This is a genomic window from Sphingobacterium ginsenosidimutans, from assembly GCF_039536865.1.
In the GTDB taxonomy this organism is placed as follows: domain Bacteria; phylum Bacteroidota; class Bacteroidia; order Sphingobacteriales; family Sphingobacteriaceae; genus Sphingobacterium; species Sphingobacterium detergens.
In genome coordinates this window covers 18,584-37,526 of sequence record NZ_BAAAZK010000006.1, presented here as the reverse complement: position 1 = coordinate 37,526, position 18,943 = coordinate 18,584, and the positions used below count along the sequence as shown (strand labels likewise).

Here is an 18,943-nt window from a genome sequence, read left to right as displayed (position 1 = left end):
ATAGGACAGTCCGATTATTTAGCCTGCTATTCCCTGGGATTTATTACTGTCCAGGTGATCCAATAAGGTTTGATTTAAAATGGGGGAGGTTTTTAGCATGTCGCGAACGGGATATTTTTCAGCTATATTCTTGAGCGCCTCAAGATGTCGCTCATGGTGTAAGTCTGTGCCGACAAAATCATACATGCCCGACTTGAGCAATGTCATGGCAATCGCTTTGCTATCTACACCATAATAGCGACTGAGCGATAATAAGTTCAATTGCAATAGACAGCCTGCATCCTTAATCTGTTTGTAAATATTAAAATTTCCATGATAATAGTTGTATCGCTCAGGATGCGCAAGAATAGGTTTATAACCAAGTTTTTGGATGTCTAGAATAATGTGAAAAAGTGCTTTGGATTCGGATAGGTAGGACATCTCTATCAGGACGTAACCACCGGGCATCACACAGAGTTCATCTTGTTGAATAAGCGATGTCAAGCCATCATCGATCATGTGTTCGGCAGCAGCAAAAATATCAGCTCCGTTGCCATTCTCTTTCAATCCTTGAACAAGGGCTGTCAGTGCTTCCTCGATAGTTGACTTATTGTTTGGATGCACGCCTGCCATAATATGGGGTGTACAGATGAATTTCTTTAAACCTAAACGCTGCAACTCTTGAATATAAGCGATAGAATTTTTTACCGAAGTACTGCCGTCATCTATCCCGGGTAGCAGATGGTTGTGCATATCCACTTCCAAAAACTCGAGTTGTGCCAAGGGCCGGACGGATGATGGCTTTTTATTTTTAAATAAATTGGTTAAAAAATTCATAATATTACTGTTCAACTATATGGTTTTGTCTGTCTTACAGGATGTTTTACAAACAATATGCCAGTTTTGACGTTTATCAAAGAGATGTAAAATATAAGAAGGGAAAGGGTTTGTTGAATAATAATAAATTTTAGCGGCCTTTTGTTGGTGATTTTTTAACTTTTATCATTGATTGTAATATTTTCGGTATAATAGTTGCTTAGTCCACGATGATATGGAGATGGGGATATGGCGCCTACCGTTATTGATTTTTTAGTAAAAAGACCAAATGATTATCAAATTTTGAGTATCTTGGTCGTCCTTTACAAAATTGAAATAAGCCATATGCGTTGTGCCAACTTCATTGGAGAATATGACGGTAAAGAAATAAACTAAAACGGGAAGAAAGCTATGATGGGATCTCTATGGGATTTAAGAAAACGGTTGCGGAAGGATAATCCTCGATGGGTCATTTTGCTGATCGATATGTGGTTTGTATTCGCAAGTTATGTGTTTTCAAATTACGTAGTCAATAATTTCAGGGGCGTCTTTGATGTCGCTTTGATGCTAAAAAAGCTGGTATTGGTCTTGCCTGTATACTTGTTAATGTTTCTATTTTACAATACGTTTAAAGGGATTGTCCGACAGACTGGAATAAGGGATACCATTAAGATTTTTAAAACGGTTGCATCAGCTTACATGGTGCTTATGATGCTAACCTTTGGGATCAAAATGACTGTGGAAAAAGGAACGGTGATGGGTGATTTTTTCCGCTTATCGTATGGTGTATTGACTATGCAGGCTTGTATTTTGATTGTAACGATGGTTGGCGCGCGCGTCGTATACCGTACTATTTACGAGTATCTATTTTTACCTGCGCGAAAAGGTGAAAATGTGCTGATTTTTGGCGCTTCACGTCCAGGATTAGTCTCTTTCTCGCTCTTGAAAGAGGACCCACGGGTTAAATACCAAGTAGTCGCTTTTGTAGAAGATAAAGTCTCGCGCATCGGAAAACGCCTTGCTGGTCTGAAGATCAAAGATATTACTGAAATTACCAAGGAGTATATTAGCAAACATGAAATCACACAGGTGATTATTGCAGTGGAGAACAATGATCCGGAGCGGTTGGAATATGTATCAGACTGGTTCCAAAACATCGGACTTGAACTCAAAATTATGCCATCAGCCCGCATCCTGCTCAATTCTGGAGCAAAACGGGAGATCCGCCCTTTAAAAATCGAAGATTTGCTCGGTCGTAAGCCTATTAAATTGGATCATCCGGAAATTGAAGAAGAGATGAAGGGAAAGGTGATTCTCGTCACTGGTGCTGCAGGTTCCATTGGTTCGGAATTGGCACGTCAGATTGCCAGACGACATTATAGCAAATTAATTCTATTGGATCAGGCTGAATCTGCCTTGTACGATATCCAGCAGTCGATAAAAGCAACACAGCCCGAACATCTGCACTGTATTGTTGGCGATGTGCGTAACTACGCTTTTATGCAAAATATATTTGCGCAGTACAAACCAGATCTTGTGTTTCATGCGGCGGCATATAAGCATGTACCGCTGATGGAGGCAAACCCTTATGAATCCATTCAGACAAATGTAATCGGAAGTAAGAATGTTGCTGATCTCTGTATGCAGTATGGAACAAAGAAAATGGTGATGGTGTCCACTGATAAGGCGGTCAATCCGACGAATGTCATGGGTGCCACCAAACGGATGGCTGAAATCTATGTGAGTAGCTGTAGTGGTAGATCCGGCACTAGTTTTATCATCACCCGATTTGGAAATGTGCTCGGTTCTAATGGTTCGGTAATCCCGCTATTTGAGAAACAAATGGCGAGTGGAGGACCATTGACGCTGACACATCCTGAAATTACGCGTTTCTTTATGACTATTCCCGAGGCCTGTCAGTTGGTACAAGAAGCCGGTGTGATGGGAAAAGGAGGGGAGATATTTGTCTTCGATATGGGTAAATCGGTTAAAATAATGGATCTGGCCAAACGGATGATCAAGCTGAAGGGCTATCGCTATCCGGAAGATATCGATATCAAAATAGTTGGCCTTCGTCCGGGTGAAAAAATCTATGAGGAACTTTTGGCCAATAATGAAAATACGGTAAAAACCCATCATCCGAAGATTATGATTGCAAAAGTAAAACATGATGAATTGATCTTGAAAGCGGAACGGATCAACGCTGTTTGTCAGCAGATTGTGGATGCAGATCAGCATTTGCCGGACTTTATGGGCTTGGTCGCAGCGATGAAACGAATCGTTCCTGAGTTTAAATCCCAAAATTCCGAATACGAGGCCTTGGATAACAATGAGCTTGTGGACGAGGTTCCGGTATATTCGCTTATAAAAAAGATTTAAAAGTAACACAAAAGAATTTAGTCCGATCTATATACAAAAGTCCCATTACTGGGACTTTTGTATTTATTATACGGTCTCAATCGATTAAAACTTGCCAATTCGCAAAAATCAACCTAATTTTAGTGAACTATTTAACTAAAGTAATAATTTTGACAGATGAGCTCCTGCGGTATTCCGTCAATAAGCAACATATATGAATAAAAAAATTTTAATCACCGGAGGTGCAGGATTTATTGGGTCCCATGTCGTTCGTGAGTTAGTTACAAAGTATCCTGACTATCAAATTATTAATCTGGATGCGCTAACTTATGCCGGTAATCTGGAAAATCTGAAAGATATAGAGGGGCGTCCGAATTATACTTTTGTGAAAGCCGATATTACGGATCAGACGATCATAAATTCAGTTTTTGAACAATATCAGCCAGACGGTGTCATTCATTTGGCTGCAGAATCGCATGTAGACCGTTCCATTGCGGATCCTACCACATTTGTGATGACCAATGTGATCGGCACCGTAAATTTGTTGAACGCCGCTCGAGCAATCTGGAAGGATAATTTTGAGGGGAAACGTTTCCATCATGTCTCAACAGATGAGGTGTTTGGTGCTTTGGGCGAAACAGGTTTTTTTACAGAGGATACCAAATATGATCCACATTCACCTTACTCTGCCTCCAAAGCAAGTTCGGATCATTTTGTGCGAGCTTATCATGATACCTATGGATTGCCGATTGTCTTAACCAATTGTTCAAATAATTATGGCCCCAATCATTTTCCTGAAAAGCTAATCCCACTGTGTATTCATAATATTTTAAACAACAAACCACTGCCAGTATATGGGGATGGAAAGTATACGCGGGACTGGCTCTTTGTCATTGACCATGCGAAAGCGATAGACTTGGTTTTTCATCAAGGTAAAAATGGCGATTCTTACAATGTAGGTGGTTTTAATGAATGGCAGAATATAGACCTGATCAAAGAACTATGCCGACAAATGGATGTCAAGTTGGGCCGTGAAGAGGGGACAGCTGCTGCTCTAATTACTTTTGTGAAAGATCGGCCTGGTCATGATTTGCGTTATGCGATTGATGCAAATAAAATAAATACAGAATTGGGTTGGAGCCCGTCGGTGACATTTGAACAAGGTTTATCACTGACAATAGATTGGTTTCTGTCCAATCAGGAATGGCTGGACCATATTACTTCAGGGGACTATCAGAAGTATTACAACAACCAATATCGCGGCGCTTAAACATGAAATATACTGAAACTAAACTATCGGGTTGCTTTATCTTGGAGCCGGCCGTTTTCGAAGATGAGAGAGGTTATTTCTTTGAATCGTATAATGAAAATAAATTGGCCGAAATATTGGGACATAATCCCCATTTTGTACAGGATAACCAATCAAAATCTCAATTTGGCGTGGTTAGAGGATTGCATATGCAGGCAGGTGATCATGCGCAGGCAAAATTGGTCCGTGTGTTGGAAGGTAGCGTATTGGATGTTGCTGTTGATGTTCGGCCCAATTCACCCACCTATGGACAACATGTTGCTGTGGAACTTTCGGCCGAAAATAAAAAGCAGCTATTTGTACCACGAGGATTTTTACACGGATTTTCCGTGTTGTCTGAACAGGCCGTGTTTTCCTACAAATGTGACAATAATTATAACAAAGAAGCTGAGGATGGCGTACATCCATTAGATCCGCAATTGGCGATTGATTGGCGGATTCCTGTCCATCGGATGATCTTGTCGCAAAAGGACAAGGAGGCACAAAATTTTACAGCATTATACAATAAATTGAAATAACAAAATAGAGCGCCGATGTGTTTTAAAGCTTCTGCGTGGGAGAAATAGACATATTGGGCTTTTATCATAAATAAGATTTGATGAGAATTGTCATTACAGGCGCTTCTGGACAGCTAGGTTCCGAATTGAACGAACTATTGGCGAATGAGACCGAAAAAGAGTGCTACTTTTTGGATCGGAAGCAGTTGCCGCTCGATCAAATGCTCTTGATTCAGGATATTTTGGCGATGTATCAGCCAGATTTAATTATTCATGCCGGCGCTTATACTGCAGTTGATAAGGCGGAGGAAGAGCCTGCGCTGGCAGATTTGGTCAACCACCTAGCCTGTGAGGAGATTGCGCAATATTGTCATCTACATGGTACAAAATTGATTGCGATTTCGACGGACTATGTATTTGACGGTGGTTCTGCTGTTCCGTTAACCGAAGACGCGCCAACAGCACCGATCAATGTTTATGGCCGGACCAAACTTGCTGGCGAGAACGCTATTCAAAAATGGTGCTCCGAAGCGATTATTATCCGGACCTCCTGGGTATATTCTTCCTATGGAAAGAATTTTGTGAAGACAATGTGCCGCCTAATGGCTGAACGGGATGAAGTAAATGTAATTAATGATCAAATAGGTAGCCCAACCTATGCAAAAGATTTAGCTAGAGCGATTTTGAAAATCGTTGATGCAGCAAATTGGGAAGCAGGAATCTATCACTACAGTAATGAAGGCGAAATCTCCTGGTATGATTTTGCTGTAGCAATACGTGATTTTCATTCGTTTGATTGTCAGGTAAAACCAATTCCGATGAGTGCCTATCCGACGCCAGCGCAACGACCAAAGTACTCACTGCTTGATAAATCGAAGATTAAAGCGGTCTATGATGTGGTCGTGCCCGAATGGAAGGAGAGCTTATCGAAAATGCTAGCCGAGGAAATTAAAAAATACTAAGATCTCAATACCCAATACTCATTACGCAATACTATAAAATGAAAGGAATTATATTAGCCGGTGGATCTGGAACCCGTTTGCACCCATTAACACTTGCAGTAAGTAAGCAATTAATGCCAGTATATGATAAGCCAATGATATACTATCCCTTGTCTACATTAATGTTGTCTGGCATTCGCGAAATATTGATTATCTCGACTCCACAGGATTTACCAAACTTTCAAAAGTTATTGGGCGATGGTTCTCAACTAGGCTGTAGGTTTGAGTATAAGGAGCAGCCAAGTCCTGATGGCTTGGCGCAGGCATTTTTGTTGGGCGAGGAATTTATAGGTGATGATAAGGTCGCGCTAATTCTGGGGGATAATATTTTCTATGGCTCGGGCATGTCCAAACTGTTACAGTCTTGTGCTGATCCTGATGGTGGTGTTGTATTTGCTTATCCTGTACATGATCCAGAACGTTATGGCGTGGTGGAGTTTGACGAAGCGAAAAATGTCGTTTCTATTGAAGAGAAACCCAAACTACCAAAATCCAGCTATGCTGTTCCAGGAATTTATTTTTACGATAACGATGTTGTTGCGATCGCAAAAAGTATCAAACCTTCAGCGCGTGGGGAATTGGAAATTACAGATATTAATAAAGAATATTTGAAGCGGGGAAAATTAAAGGTGGGTATATTTGACCGAGGAACAGCCTGGCTGGATACGGGTACCATACAGTCACTTATGCAAGCCGCGCAATTTGTGCAAGTCATTGAGGAGCGACAAGGTATGAAAATTGGAGCAATTGAGGAAGTCGCGTATCGTATGGGATACATTAACCGACAACAACTGCTTTCTGTTGCTGAACCTTTGTGTAAATCAGGGTATGGGGAATACCTGAAACATATCAGATAATCGAATTGCTGCGTAATGCTAGCCTACCTTTAGAATAAGCTCTTTTATGAAGAGTGAATGAAAGAATCTTCATAAAAAAACGAATTGTTTGTTGTTGAAGTGTATTTTTTATATATTGTGTACAGTCATCTTATTATACACAATATCCATTATGAAAAGTTTCTATTCTCGTTACGCGCGAGATGTTATCTACTTCGCTTTACAATATAAAATAATTACTCTTCTTCCAATTCCGGGAGCTCAGATAAGAGGCTGACCTATATTGAAAAAAATTTCATTATATTTATGTATTTTTCTTTTATAAAACAATTCTTTTTTAATAGTTGTTTTTAAAGAGGTGGTAATGAGATATAGATCAATTCAGATTCAATGTGAATCATTCGAATTAGTACTAAATGACTGAAAAGAGGTATTACGGCATATAGGACTAATTATTATATGGAATAATAACAAGCACATGATTACTGTAGGCATTATTGATAGAGACGAACGCGCAAGACAAGAAACCCAGCGTATACTTAATGAGGAAAATGAAGTAGGAGCAAATAGGATCGAAGTTCTTTTTGATATAGGCAGTGGACGTGTAGATCGGACAATGCTTGCTCCTGATATATTGATTGTTGACATTGAAAATCAGGAACCCTTAATTGTTGAACATGCAAAAAATGCCTTTCCAAAAACTGAAATTATCATATTAACCGAAGTGGCTGATGTGCGAACTGTGCGTAACTGCTTCCGATATGGTGCTGTCAGCTATCTATTAAAAAAAACTTGCTTGGAATCATTGATGTCTGCAATCAAGATTACTATAAATGATGGATCATTTGTGAGTCCCAGCATTAATAGAGCCCTGATCGAACAGAGCTTTAAATCAAAGAAATATGAGGATCTGCTTACTGCACGGGAACTCCAGATTGCCAATGGGATTATAGAGGGATTGAGTTATAAAATGATTGCTCAGAAGTATACCATTTCATTGGATACCGTCCGTATTTACATCAAACGTATCTATCGGAAGCTTCAGATCAATAGTAAGGGAGAATTGATCGCCCAACTGACGGCTTAGCATTTCGTTACATGAATATGTGACGTCGTTTATTTTAATCTCATGGAATTTAGCCTGACTTTTATGGATATTTGAATCGTATACTATGCCAATAAGAAGCCGCTGGATTTTCCTGTTTCTTTTCTGCTATGCTGCTCTTTTCTTGTCCCAAGCGAAAGGTCAGCAACTATACGATATTACGTATTATTTTGAACGTGATACAATACAGATTATACCTTCGCAAACATTCTCCAATAAATTAAACATCAGTAACCATACCGATAGAGCAATTGAATTAAAGCCTACAGCAGCTAACACCGCGGCTCTTCGGGGCTTAATAAAATTGCCGGGGTCGATTACTTTAAAGCCCAAAGAAACGAAGTGGTTTCCGCTAAAATATATGGCCGATCGCCTGACCATTGCTGAGGGAACACAGGCCTTTACAATCGGATTTGAATCCAATGATCCCTTAGTAAAAATACAGAGACATCAGTCCTTTTATACGCAGTTGTCTATAGAACAGTCTTTCCTCATACAGACTGAACAACCGGAATATTACCTGGAACAGGCCACGGGGCAGACACAATTTTTAGTGCGGGCTGTCAATCGGGGACTGGTACCCCTGACTGTTCAGTTGCGTTTTCCTAACCTTTCTCCTGACCTGGAGATCATTGGTGAGACCCTGCCATTTACATTGACCGCGGGAGGACAGTCTTTGCTGACTTTTACCGCCCGTTTGCGTAAGAAAAATATACATATGGATTTTGATGTTGATATTCAGGCCGTCGAGGGCGGTGGTAGCGTGTTGGCCTCCAATCGTATCCGTATGATGACAGTGGGTAGTGTAAAGCGTTTTTTTTCCAATATGAATTTGCAAAATCAACCCTTTGACAATCGAGCTGCTTTACGCTATATCAACATGGGCAAAGATATTTCGGTTTACCAGTTACAGGGAGATGGCAAAATTGATCTGAACAATAAAGATAAATTGAGCTATCGTATGAATTTCGATTATTATCAGGATCAACGCACTTTTAATCTATACGATACTTATCTGGATTATGATACCGAAAAGTTGGGCGTGAAACTGGGTAATATTTATGAAAATCTCGATCAGTTTATCAATGGACGCGGTATAAAAGGTACCTACAAATTCGATAAGCGGCGTTCCCTAAGTTTGTATGCAATCCAGAACAATTACATGTTGTTCACGGAGATGGATAATCCAATTCCTGGTGGAGAAATAGTTGGTGTTAAATATGCCATTCAAACCGAAAAAAATCAGGAAAACAGCATCGCTTACTTACATAGCAATAATGATTATCGTGGTGTGCGCAGCGGTCTGTTCAGTGGTAAAAGTTTTATTGATTTGGGCAATAATAATAGTCTTTTCTTGGAAGGAGGGACAAGCATCGAACAGGTTGAAAGCGGAAATAATAGACTAGCGGTAGCAGGAGGCATAAATTATAATAACTCTTTTGGCAACTATCAGATTACAAGTGTCAATTATTATAGTTCACCGTACTATGTGGGGCTGCGTAGAGGTCTTACCCAAACAGATTCACGTATAACGATGTTGCTGGCCAACAATCGAAACCTTTCTGCCCGGATCAGCTATATGGATAATAATCCAAAATACCTTGCGGGAGATAGAAACTATTTTTTTAATAATGCCTCCCGGATACAGATTTATGAGTTGGGGTATCATACCGGTCTTGGAAAACTACAACTTGAGCTCAGGCCTTATTTTATGGCACAACATGGTGCCTATCAGAATTGGTGGGGAATTGCAACTAATCCGGTGAATTGGAAGTCGAATTCCCTTCGCACAGTAGCTGACCTTAATTTTTTTACCCCCAGCCACCGGTTCTCGCTGCAAACGGATTATGGATATACCTACAGGAATACATCCAATAGACCTATTGCGCCGTTTCATTCGGTCCGCATCAATGGTAATTATACGAATACGTTTTTTGGATTTAATACATTTATTCAGATTAACCCGTACTATTTAAGCGATCTTTTGGCTACCAATGCAAATTCGAATTACAGCATTTATTCATTGGGTCCAAATACGCAATTTTACGCCTTTAATAATCAGCTGCATGTGCAGCTCTCGACCATGTATAGCTATTATGGCTTCTCCCGAAGTAACAATCTTTCGGTAAATGGTAATGTCCGCTGGCAGATAAAAGATAATTGGAATCTGACAGCCGATATATTCTATACTGCAATAAGTGGAAAATCGTTGTTTCTTGTCGATCCGAATTTACCACCTGATCCTAACCCGCTGAATCGTTATTCTTTTGATAATAGGCAGATTCGCCTGGGAATAGAAAAGAATTTTGGCCGACGTGCTGGTCAGAAAGGTCATAAGCTGGAACTGACTTTTTTCGAAGACGAAAACAATAACGGTAGCAATGACGTCGGAGAAGCCAAAGCCGAGGCCGTTTTGGTGCGGATTGGAAAGGAAGTGGCGCTAACAGACGAGAAAGGCCGTGTGAAATTTGTTGATATGGGTGCTGGTCCATATATCGTACAGGTGGAGAATAGCAAAGGCTGGGTTTCGCAGGGGCCGATCAATGTATTGATGACTAAAAACCAACGGTTGGAAATTCCGCTGATAAAAACAAGACCATTAAAAGGCCGTATTAAGATTGTTGAGAATAGGTATCTAAAATCAAGACCGCAGCTAGGGGGAATAAAAATAACCGCCGTAGATCGTCAAGGGAAAATCTACAGTACGCTAAGTTCAGAAAGTGGCGATTATGTGCTGTATCTTCCATTAGGAAACTACAGTATAGCTGTTGTTACCGAAGGAATGCCCTTCTCGATCGAAAATCAAAATTGTGAAATCGAAGTTAAAGTGGATAAGGATTGTGTAATTCCCGATTTTAATTATCGGGATGAGCGTAGAAAAGTTGGTATCAAGCGCTTTTAAGGGGCGACGAAGCTAAAAATAATATTGGCCGAATATGCGCCGGCAGGTTTATTGAGGAGCATACCTGTTGCGTTGGCGGGGATACTGTAAAGAATGTTGAGATTACGGTCTATCACAGGGTCGGCATTCTGAATAAGCTGCTGAGCTGTGGAGGATAGGGTAATGGTATTCATGCCACTTTGACCAGCCATTGGACCAATGCGCAATACATTTAAAGGGATACTGTTAGCCCCTGAAGTAAAACTTGTTGATGTGGCACGTACGTATAGGTTGTATGGCGTAGTTTTACTCACCCTAAGATGGGCTGGCATATTTAAATTGACACCATTCTTATAGTCATTGGTTGTCGCAAAAGCAAGATTGACGGTTTGTTGATTGGCAACGATTTCGCCTAGGTCGCTTACCACAACAGACAGGCTTCCATTTGCCTGTGCCTGTAGGCTGCCACTGGGATAGGCTGATGATAATTTGTTCCAGCTGTAGGTCAACGGGACGGAATAGGTGCCTGCCTGAATAAAATTTGTTTTCAGCTGGTTTAATCCAATGTTATAGGTATAGGTCAACGTCTGATTGTTGTTTGTGGGAACAGCAATACCGGCTGTATTGGTCAAAGATTGATCCGTTGTGGATAAAGCTGCAGATGTGGTATTCGCTATTCCCGTTAAAGTAGCACTGACCGTCGAAACAGAAGTAACCGGTAAGGCATTATAGGCTACCGTGGTGCTAAAGTTAAATTGTGTATTCCCGGTTTTGATGCTAGGGATGTAGGGGACGGTGGTCGATAGAGGTATAACGCTATTACCGTTGATGCCATTTGCCGCACGATAATAGCTCAAATCATTAACCAAAATGCTGGTTGTACCGATAATCGCCGGAGGGCTTATAAATCCGGGCACATCGATGGAGAAATCTTGGCTCGAGGGTGTAATGGTGCCGCCTAAAATACCTGAGGCAGTAAGCGATAGTGTAGTTTTATAAATGCCTGCAACCCATGTTTGATTTGCAGTAACAAAACGTGAGTTGAGAATAACCGGTCCTGCAGAAAGACTGACAGTAGCCAGCGAACTGATTAAAACCTGATCGGCGGTGGATAACGTGACATCATTACTTGAACCGAGAAGCGAAAGGTTGTTTATTTTTTCTAGTTTGAGGTGTGCTACATTTAAAGGGACTGTTCCCCCGCCTGTTGTACTGACAAAACTCGTGCTGTTAATTGCCCGGGTGCTGATTGTTGGGAGCAGGGCAAGTAAAGTAAAAGAATATTGACCACCTGTAAAACTTTGGCTGTAGTCCGTACGCCCTTGGATATTTGCTTGCGGCAAATTAATCGTGACCTGGGCCATCGCATGGGATATGCAGTGGCTTATACCAATCAGGAATGCAGCGAAACTAATATGTAATTTCCTTCTCCGCAATTTTTAAATCATATTGGCTACCAGCATCAAGTATCGCAACAGCGAGATATCGACCGGGCGCAAGTTTACCAGGTAGGTCTACACGGACCCATTGTTCTGAATCGGGAAGCATTGCTATTGCCACAGCGTCCACTGCTGTCTCTTCCCCAGTTTCTATATTGGTCAGCTCAAATCGTACATAAGCATCCTTATTGATCTGGCCTGTATTTTTAACTTTGACTTCCATCCGATGGATGGTTTTACCTTCCTGAACAGTAACAGCGCCTTTATCTTCAAAAGCAAGAAATTCCAGATCGCCGGCTTTTAATCCTGTTGGCGTATGGTATACTTGGATACCAACCTCAATCAGGACATTCATATGGAGTCCATTTGCCTGTGCAGCTTTTTGTTCTTTAACCTGTGTAAAGAAAAGCATGCTATGGCATTGCTGCTTTGTTGTCGGATGATCAGGGATTGTCATGGAAAGATTGACCACTTTTGTTTCCCCAGGCGCTAGCTGTACCGTATTTTCAGATAAGGTAAGCCAGGAAGCGTTTGATCCAATATTATCACCTGTGGCATAATACCGTTTACTGCCCAACGAGTCACGGTCCCAATCTTTCAGATTCGCGACAAAGGAAAGTGAACTAGTAGAGGTGTTGTTGAACGTAATTGCTTGACTGACGGTCTGTCCAGCTTCACCAGTGAAGAATATCCGGGAAGGTGAAATTGAAATACCCTGTCCGTGGATCAGGGTATTGCATATCAGGATAATAAATACTGCTAAATAATATCTCACGAAAAAAATGTTTAGTCAGATTTTTATCGTTGTGTTGCGGTATAAGTTACTGTTGTACTATAGGCTGATCCTGCAAGATTTAATAACGATGCCGGATTTGAGATCGTATAATCAACGGTATAAACCGCGCCTGTAGATGCCGTAGAGTTATTAACCAAAGCGGCAGCAGTAGTGCTAAGTGGTACATTGGCAACTGGAGTTCCACCATTGGCAGTTGCAGCCGGTACAGTAACTGTAACAATATCTAGTGCAGGTCCACCAGCTGGTGTAAATGCTCCTCCAGCGGTTACCGTAAGGTCATAGGGCTTGTTGCTGACTACAGTAAAGTGACTCGCTTTCTCTACCGTTTTTGACCCGGCATAATCCGCAGCGGTAGTGTAATTAAAATTGACGGTAGGGGCTGCGCCTAAAGTAATGGAGATGGCATCGCTAAGATTAATATTGACAGTGACGGGTCCCGATGTGCCACTTTGCGCTTTTGCTTGAAAACCGAAGCATATGGCGGCGACGGCAATAAAGACTATTAATAGGTTCTTTTTCATAATTTCCTCGTTTTACGGATATTTAATGTGAGTAAAGTTAACTAGGATGCAATGGAAATACAATGTGCCATAGTCACATAATGATGTTATAAATTCGATAATACATGCGCGATTGCAAGTCGAATTAACAGTTGTAAATAATGAGGTTTAGCGTACTCTTTTTTGGAACCATTACCCGAAACTATAGATGAAACAGCCTATATTTGCGCTCAAATGGCTGAATCTAAAAGAATCTATCAAATTGATCTGTTTCGCTTTATCGCCGCATCCGCGGTGGTATTGTATCACTATTTATATCGGGGATATAAAAGCGGTAACATGTCGTTGTTGCGCTTCGACGAGATCGGCGAATATTTCAAGTATGGGTATCTTGGTGTAGATCTTTTTTTTATCATCAGCGGTTTTGTGATCGCCTTTTCTATAAAACATCGGTCACTACCAAAATTTTGCTATTCACGATTCAAACGTTTGTATCCAATGTACTGGATCTGTTTGATCATAACATTTGTGATCGTTTATTTCTTTGGGGCGCCACGTTACCTGGTCACATTCAAACAGCTTTTGGCCAATTTCACGATGGTTCAGGAATTGTTAGGTCAGGGAAATATTGATGGTGCTTATTGGTCCTTGTATATTGAGTTGAAATTTTATCTCATTATTGCTGTATTTCTTATCGTAAACCGATTTAAGCAGATCAGTTTGGACTACCTTGTCTACTTTTGGCTGTTGTTGTCAAGCTTGCGCCTGTGTGTTGAACCATCTGAAATTTACGATGCTATTCACCATCTTTTCATTCTGGACTGGAGCGCTTATTTTATTGCAGGAATCGTATTTTGCCAAATTTTTCTAAAGGGTCCCGCGTTGAAGCATTTTATCGTGTTGCCCTGGTGCCTGTATTTGTCCGTCGATGGCGCTATTGGTCGAATCCATTGGTTAACAAGAACTTTCCATAGCGATTTTTCTCCCTATATTATTGCTGCGACCATCGTTGTATTTTATATAGTCATATTACTTGTTTCCTGTAAAAAGCTACAACGCTTCAATTCACCTAAATTTGTCAAAATTGGGATGCTGACCTATCCCTTATATCTTATTCATCAGCATATTGGTTTTATTATTTTCAATCAACTTCACAGCTATGTAAATAAATATGTACTTATTTCTGCTGTTACGCTCTTGATGTTGGGTATTGCCTATATCCTGAGTGATTGGGTAGAGCCTCGTATCATGAAACTCTTTAAGCGATCGTAACATCGACTTAATATCCTGTTAGGGTTGTCGGATAAGTGCAATAGCTTTTTCCAGGACTTCATCTTTACCTGCCCTGATTCCTTCTATTGTTGGGCTTACTTTGAGATACAATTTGAGTTCCACGCGTTGTGTATCATCTCCATTGGGGTAATATATCCCGATACCACTAAAACTGGTCCATATTCCTTCGGGCAAGAAAAAAGGAGACACTTCACCCTCTGCTGCTGCGGTGGTCGAACCTAAAACTTGGGCTTTGGGATGCGTGGAATAGGCAAGGGCATGAAATTCGGCCCTACTTTGAGTCGGCTCATTGACCAAGATCACAACTTTTCCTTTATTGTAATCCGGATTTGTGTTTCCAGTCTTTGCCAACCAAATCCTTGTGTGGAATTTGCTTTTTAATCACTGCCTTATTTCAGATCGCTTAAACTTTATTGGAAAAGAAATAGAAATTTTTTACAAAAGTAAAGAGTTTTAATGAAATTATTTAACTGTAAATCTGTAGTTTATGTTTTTTTTCTTTTGTTTTTTTTGATTGACAAGGGATTTAGTATTTAATTTTAGTAGTTTGGTCTCAAACAAACAATTATACGCCAAAGTAGAGCTTCCCATACGATTTAGCAAGAGTTATTAAACTGTGGTGTAAGGTTGTGAAAGGCGACTGACTATAAAAGCGGACTGAGTTTAATTCCGATCGATATAACTGATTTAACAAAACTGAAAAACATAAAAGAAGGAGGTAAATATATCGGGCAATGTGCTACAATCACCTAGCGACATGACGATAAAAAGTAACGTATTCTTGGACCTATTTTGACAAGCTAAACAGCTGAAATTAATAACCACTTGTCAAAAACCAAGTTTTACTATGAAACCAATTTTTAACACTTCTGCGTATGGACGTCAGTATCTGTACCAGAAAAAAAGATTCTCCTTGGGAGTCGTACTATTTTTGCTTGCCAATGGTGCGCAAGCAACTGCTTTACGTACTGGAATCCCTGAGATTCCTGCACCTAATGGGGCACTTACTGAAGAAACAAACCTAACAAAACTACAGCGTGAACTTTCTGGTCGTATTGTCGATCAACAAGGACAGCCCGTCTCTGGTGTAACTGTCAAAGTCAAAGGAAGCTCCGTCACCACTTCCACGGATAAAGATGGACGATTCCATATTACAGTCGCAACAAATGCCATACTGAATATCAGCGCTGTGGGCTACAAAGCTCAAGAACTTTCGGCACCGGGTAGTGGCGAACTACAAGTCCGTCTGGAGAGTTCTGTGAATGATCTGGAGGAAGTGATCGTTGTCGGTTATGGTACACAAAAGAAAACAAACCTAACTGGAGCTGTTGCTTCAATTGGAGGAGAGCGCCTTGAAAACCGTTCTGTACCTACCATTACACAAGCGCTACAGGGAACGGTAGCCAACCTAAATATTTCTACACCAAACGGTGCTCCCGGAACAAAACAGCAAATTAATGTGCGCGGGTATACTGGTATTGCAATAGATGCAAATGGTAACAAAGTCAATCGGTCGGCCGGGCCACTGGTCGTAATTGATGGAGTACAGGGCGGTGATCTGAGCAGTATTAATATGAACGATGTGGCGAGTGTATCAGTCGTCAAGGATGCTGCTGCTGCTGCAATCTATGGATCAAGTGCCCCATATGGTGTGATTATCATTACCACAAAAAAGGGTAAAGCAGGCAAGCCTGTTATTACCTATAATAACAATTTTGGTTTTGCGCAACCCATTAATCTACCTAAATTCACCAACTCACTGGACTTCGCCAACGCATTTAATGAAGTTGGAGCAAATTCCAATTATACAGCTAAGTTATTTGATGATGATGTCATCAAGCGGATTAAAGATTATCAGGCGGGGATCTTAAAAGACGAGACCATGAAGAATCCAAGTTCTGACAGCTGGCTTGGTTGGAACGCGGCGAATGCAAATAATGACTGGTTTGATATTTATTTCAAGAAGGCAAGTTTCAGTCAACAGCATAATGTTGGCGTGTCAGGGGGATCTGAAAATTCGAACTACTATGTAGGTTTGGGCTATAATCAACAGGATGGTTTGTTTAATTACGCCAAAGATCAATACAAACGTTATAATGTACGGGCCAATGTGTCTACCAATATTACCTCCTGGCTTACCTTTAATTTCAGAACTGCATTGTCCCGTGCGCAAACAGACAATCCTGCGGTTTATGGAGGAATTAGTGGTGGTAATAGCTACTCGTATGATTATTTTCATCAGATCGGCCGGACCTACCCAACTGTACCGATGAAGAATCCAGATGGCAATTGGTCGGAGGGCAGCGGTATTGGTATATTTACTGATGGCGGGCGAGCAAAAGCAACAACGGACAATGCGATCTTAACGGGTGAGTTTTTAGTACATCTGACCCCAGGTTGGGATTTTACGGCCAACTACACGTTTGATGGTACTTATATCGATAACAGCAATCACCGCAAAACATTTTATGTTGTCAAGCCAAGTGGTGCAAAAGATCCACGCGGAGGTACTTCGCCGAATTATTTCGAGCGCAATACGTATAAAAACCAGCATTACACGGTCAATGCGTTTACATCCTATGAAAAGACATTTGGTGGACACTATTTTAAAGCCTTGGCCGGTTTTACACAGGAACTGTATGATAATCTTCGATTGCAAGGATCAAACGACAATCTTTACTCCGATGAAGTACCTTCACTGGGATTGACCTATGGTGTCAACCGTAATGCAAACGATGAAGCCTCACAATTGGCTATACGGGGTGCATTTGGACGGATCAACTATAACTACAAAGAGAAATATCTGCTTGAACTAAACGGGCGATACGATGGAACCTCGCGTTTTCTAAAGGACAAACGTTTTAAATTCTATCCGGGGATATCGGCCGGATGGGTGCTCTCGAAAGAAGATTTTTGGCAACCATTATCCAATACGATTGAACAATTTAAGATTCGCGGATCTTATGCCAGCTTAGGCGATCAGGCCTTTACGGATAATTACTACCCATTCTATCCGAATTTGGCAACGACATTGCCAACCGATACCCGCTGGATCTTTAATGGAGGTCGGGGATCAGCAGTGGGTAGCCCTGGATTGGTCAACTATGGACTCTCATGGGTAACGACAAATACACTCGGCTTTGGAGTGGATGCCGCATTCCTGAAAAATAAGTTAAATGTCAGCTTTGACTGGTACAAACGAAATGGTAAAAATTATGCCATGGAATCACAGGGGCTACCAGCGTTGTTGGGGGTGCGTCCACCTCTTGTCAATGACGGTGAAACAGAAACAAAGGGTATTGAGTTGACTGTAGGTTGGAAAGATAAAATCAATGAACTTTCCTATGGAGCAAATTTGGTCTTCAGTGATTATATAGGAAAGGTAACCAAAATCACCAACCCGCAGGGGCTAATACAGCGCCAATGGTATTCGGGTATGACGATGGGCGAAATATGGGGTTATGAAACTGTTGGCTTGTTTAAAGACCAAGCAGAAATTGATGTGACTAATCAATCCTTTATCCACGGTGGTACTTGGAACATTGGCGACGTTCATTACAAAGATCTCAATGGCGACGGCAAGATTGACAATGGCGATAATACACTATCCAATCCTGGTGACCGTAAGATCATTGGTAATACCACTCCGCGTTACTCTTTTGGCTTGAATATGAATGCTGCGTATAAGGGATTTGACCTGACGGTATTTCTGCAGGGGGTAGGAAAACGTGATATAATGTTTGACCCTAGCTCAAACTATTTTTGGGGTTTTACAGGAAGCGAGTGGCAATCATCCTATTTTACGGCCCATACAGATCGCTGGACAGCTGACAATCCAAATGGGTACTTGCCAAGAGCTTATTTCAACAGTGACAGAAACCGAAAGGCACAAAGTGGGTACCTACAAAATGCAGCTTACCTACGCGTGAAAAACCTACAACTGGGTTATACGCTGCCTAAAGAATTGCTGGACAAGATTAAATTCAAGCGGGCACGCTTATTTTTTAACGTGGAAAATCTAGCGACAGTTACAAGTTTGATGAAGATTGTAGACCCCGAACTTGTCAATGATATTGGTAAGGTATATCCGGTGCCACGCAATTGGGCTTTTGGTTTGAATGTTACATTTTAAA

Annotated in this window: 14 protein-coding genes; 9 read left to right on the top strand and 5 right to left on the bottom strand. The window is 41.1% G+C overall.

Translation table 11 applies throughout. The annotated features are described in order from the left end of the window. Positions 1 to 18: 18 nt before the first annotated feature. Positions 19 to 816 (bottom strand): tyrosine-protein phosphatase, encoded by a 798-nt coding sequence (locus ABFX33_RS10765; RefSeq protein ID WP_346086068.1) that lies wholly within the window; start codon positions 814 to 816, stop codon positions 19 to 21. Between the two features lie 390 nt (positions 817 to 1,206). On the opposite strand from ABFX33_RS10765, the gene ABFX33_RS10760 reads away from it, so the two are divergent. The 7 genes from ABFX33_RS10760 (at position 1,207) to ABFX33_RS10730 (ending at position 10,803) form a co-directional block, all read left to right on the top strand. Further along, on the top strand, positions 1,207 to 3,174 hold the full coding sequence (locus tag ABFX33_RS10760; RefSeq protein WP_346086067.1) for a polysaccharide biosynthesis protein: 1,968 nt from the start codon (positions 1,207 to 1,209) through the stop codon (positions 3,172 to 3,174). 193 nt (positions 3,175 to 3,367) lie between these two features. Next, positions 3,368 to 4,423 (top strand): dTDP-glucose 4,6-dehydratase, encoded by a 1,056-nt coding sequence (gene rfbB, locus ABFX33_RS10755; RefSeq protein WP_346086066.1) that lies wholly within the window; start codon positions 3,368 to 3,370, stop codon positions 4,421 to 4,423. A gap of 2 nt (positions 4,424 to 4,425) precedes the next feature. Beyond that, on the top strand, positions 4,426 to 4,980 hold the full coding sequence (gene rfbC, locus ABFX33_RS10750) for a dTDP-4-dehydrorhamnose 3,5-epimerase (protein WP_257095406.1): 555 nt from the start codon (positions 4,426 to 4,428) through the stop codon (positions 4,978 to 4,980). 80 nt (positions 4,981 to 5,060) lie between these two features. Next, complete coding sequence (gene rfbD / locus ABFX33_RS10745; RefSeq protein WP_346086064.1) at positions 5,061 to 5,921, top strand: dTDP-4-dehydrorhamnose reductase; 861 nt, start codon at positions 5,061 to 5,063, stop codon at positions 5,919 to 5,921. A gap of 38 nt (positions 5,922 to 5,959) precedes the next feature. After that, on the top strand, positions 5,960 to 6,817 hold the full coding sequence (rfbA, locus tag ABFX33_RS10740) for a glucose-1-phosphate thymidylyltransferase RfbA (RefSeq protein ID WP_346086062.1): 858 nt from the start codon (positions 5,960 to 5,962) through the stop codon (positions 6,815 to 6,817). Positions 6,818 to 7,274: 457 nt separating this feature from the next. Continuing rightward, complete coding sequence (locus ABFX33_RS10735) at positions 7,275 to 7,883, top strand: LuxR C-terminal-related transcriptional regulator (RefSeq protein WP_346086060.1); 609 nt, start codon at positions 7,275 to 7,277, stop codon at positions 7,881 to 7,883. 85 nt (positions 7,884 to 7,968) lie between these two features. Further along, a complete protein-coding gene (locus ABFX33_RS10730) occupies positions 7,969 to 10,803 on the top strand; it encodes a hypothetical protein (RefSeq protein WP_346086058.1) in 2,835 nt (944 codons plus the stop codon). On the opposite strand, the gene ABFX33_RS10725 is transcribed toward ABFX33_RS10730, so the two are convergent. From ABFX33_RS10725 to ABFX33_RS10715, 3 genes are read right to left on the bottom strand one after another with little or no spacing between them, the layout of a single operon-like run. Continuing rightward, positions 10,800 to 12,146, bottom strand: a complete 1,347-nt coding sequence (locus ABFX33_RS10725) for a hypothetical protein (RefSeq protein ID WP_346086056.1) — start codon at positions 12,144 to 12,146, stop codon at positions 10,800 to 10,802. The two genes, ABFX33_RS10730 and ABFX33_RS10725, sit on opposite strands and share 4 nt — an antisense overlap. Before the next feature lie 46 nt (positions 12,147 to 12,192). Then, the gene (locus ABFX33_RS10720) at positions 12,193 to 12,996 is read right to left on the bottom strand and encodes a fimbrial biogenesis chaperone (protein ID WP_257095374.1); all 804 of its coding nucleotides are present in this window, start codon (positions 12,994 to 12,996) and stop codon (positions 12,193 to 12,195) included. 23 nt (positions 12,997 to 13,019) lie between these two features. After that, the gene (locus ABFX33_RS10715) at positions 13,020 to 13,538 is read right to left on the bottom strand and encodes a hypothetical protein (protein WP_257095372.1); all 519 of its coding nucleotides are present in this window, start codon (positions 13,536 to 13,538) and stop codon (positions 13,020 to 13,022) included. A 213-nt stretch (positions 13,539 to 13,751) separates the two neighbouring features. On the opposite strand from ABFX33_RS10715, the gene ABFX33_RS10710 reads away from it, so the two are divergent. Beyond that, a complete protein-coding gene (locus tag ABFX33_RS10710; protein WP_346086053.1) occupies positions 13,752 to 14,789 on the top strand; it encodes an acyltransferase family protein in 1,038 nt (345 codons plus the stop codon). An 18-nt stretch (positions 14,790 to 14,807) separates the two neighbouring features. On the opposite strand, the gene ABFX33_RS10705 is transcribed toward ABFX33_RS10710, so the two are convergent. Then, entirely contained in the window at positions 14,808 to 15,161 is a 354-nt protein-coding gene (locus ABFX33_RS10705) for a S41 family peptidase (protein WP_346086051.1), read from the bottom strand. Positions 15,162 to 15,657: 496 nt separating this feature from the next. Between ABFX33_RS10705 and ABFX33_RS10700 the strand changes: the two genes are divergently transcribed. Then, on the top strand, positions 15,658 to 18,942 hold the full coding sequence (locus ABFX33_RS10700) for a SusC/RagA family TonB-linked outer membrane protein (protein WP_346086049.1): 3,285 nt from the start codon (positions 15,658 to 15,660) through the stop codon (positions 18,940 to 18,942). The last annotated feature ends 1 nt before the right edge of the window (position 18,943 follow it).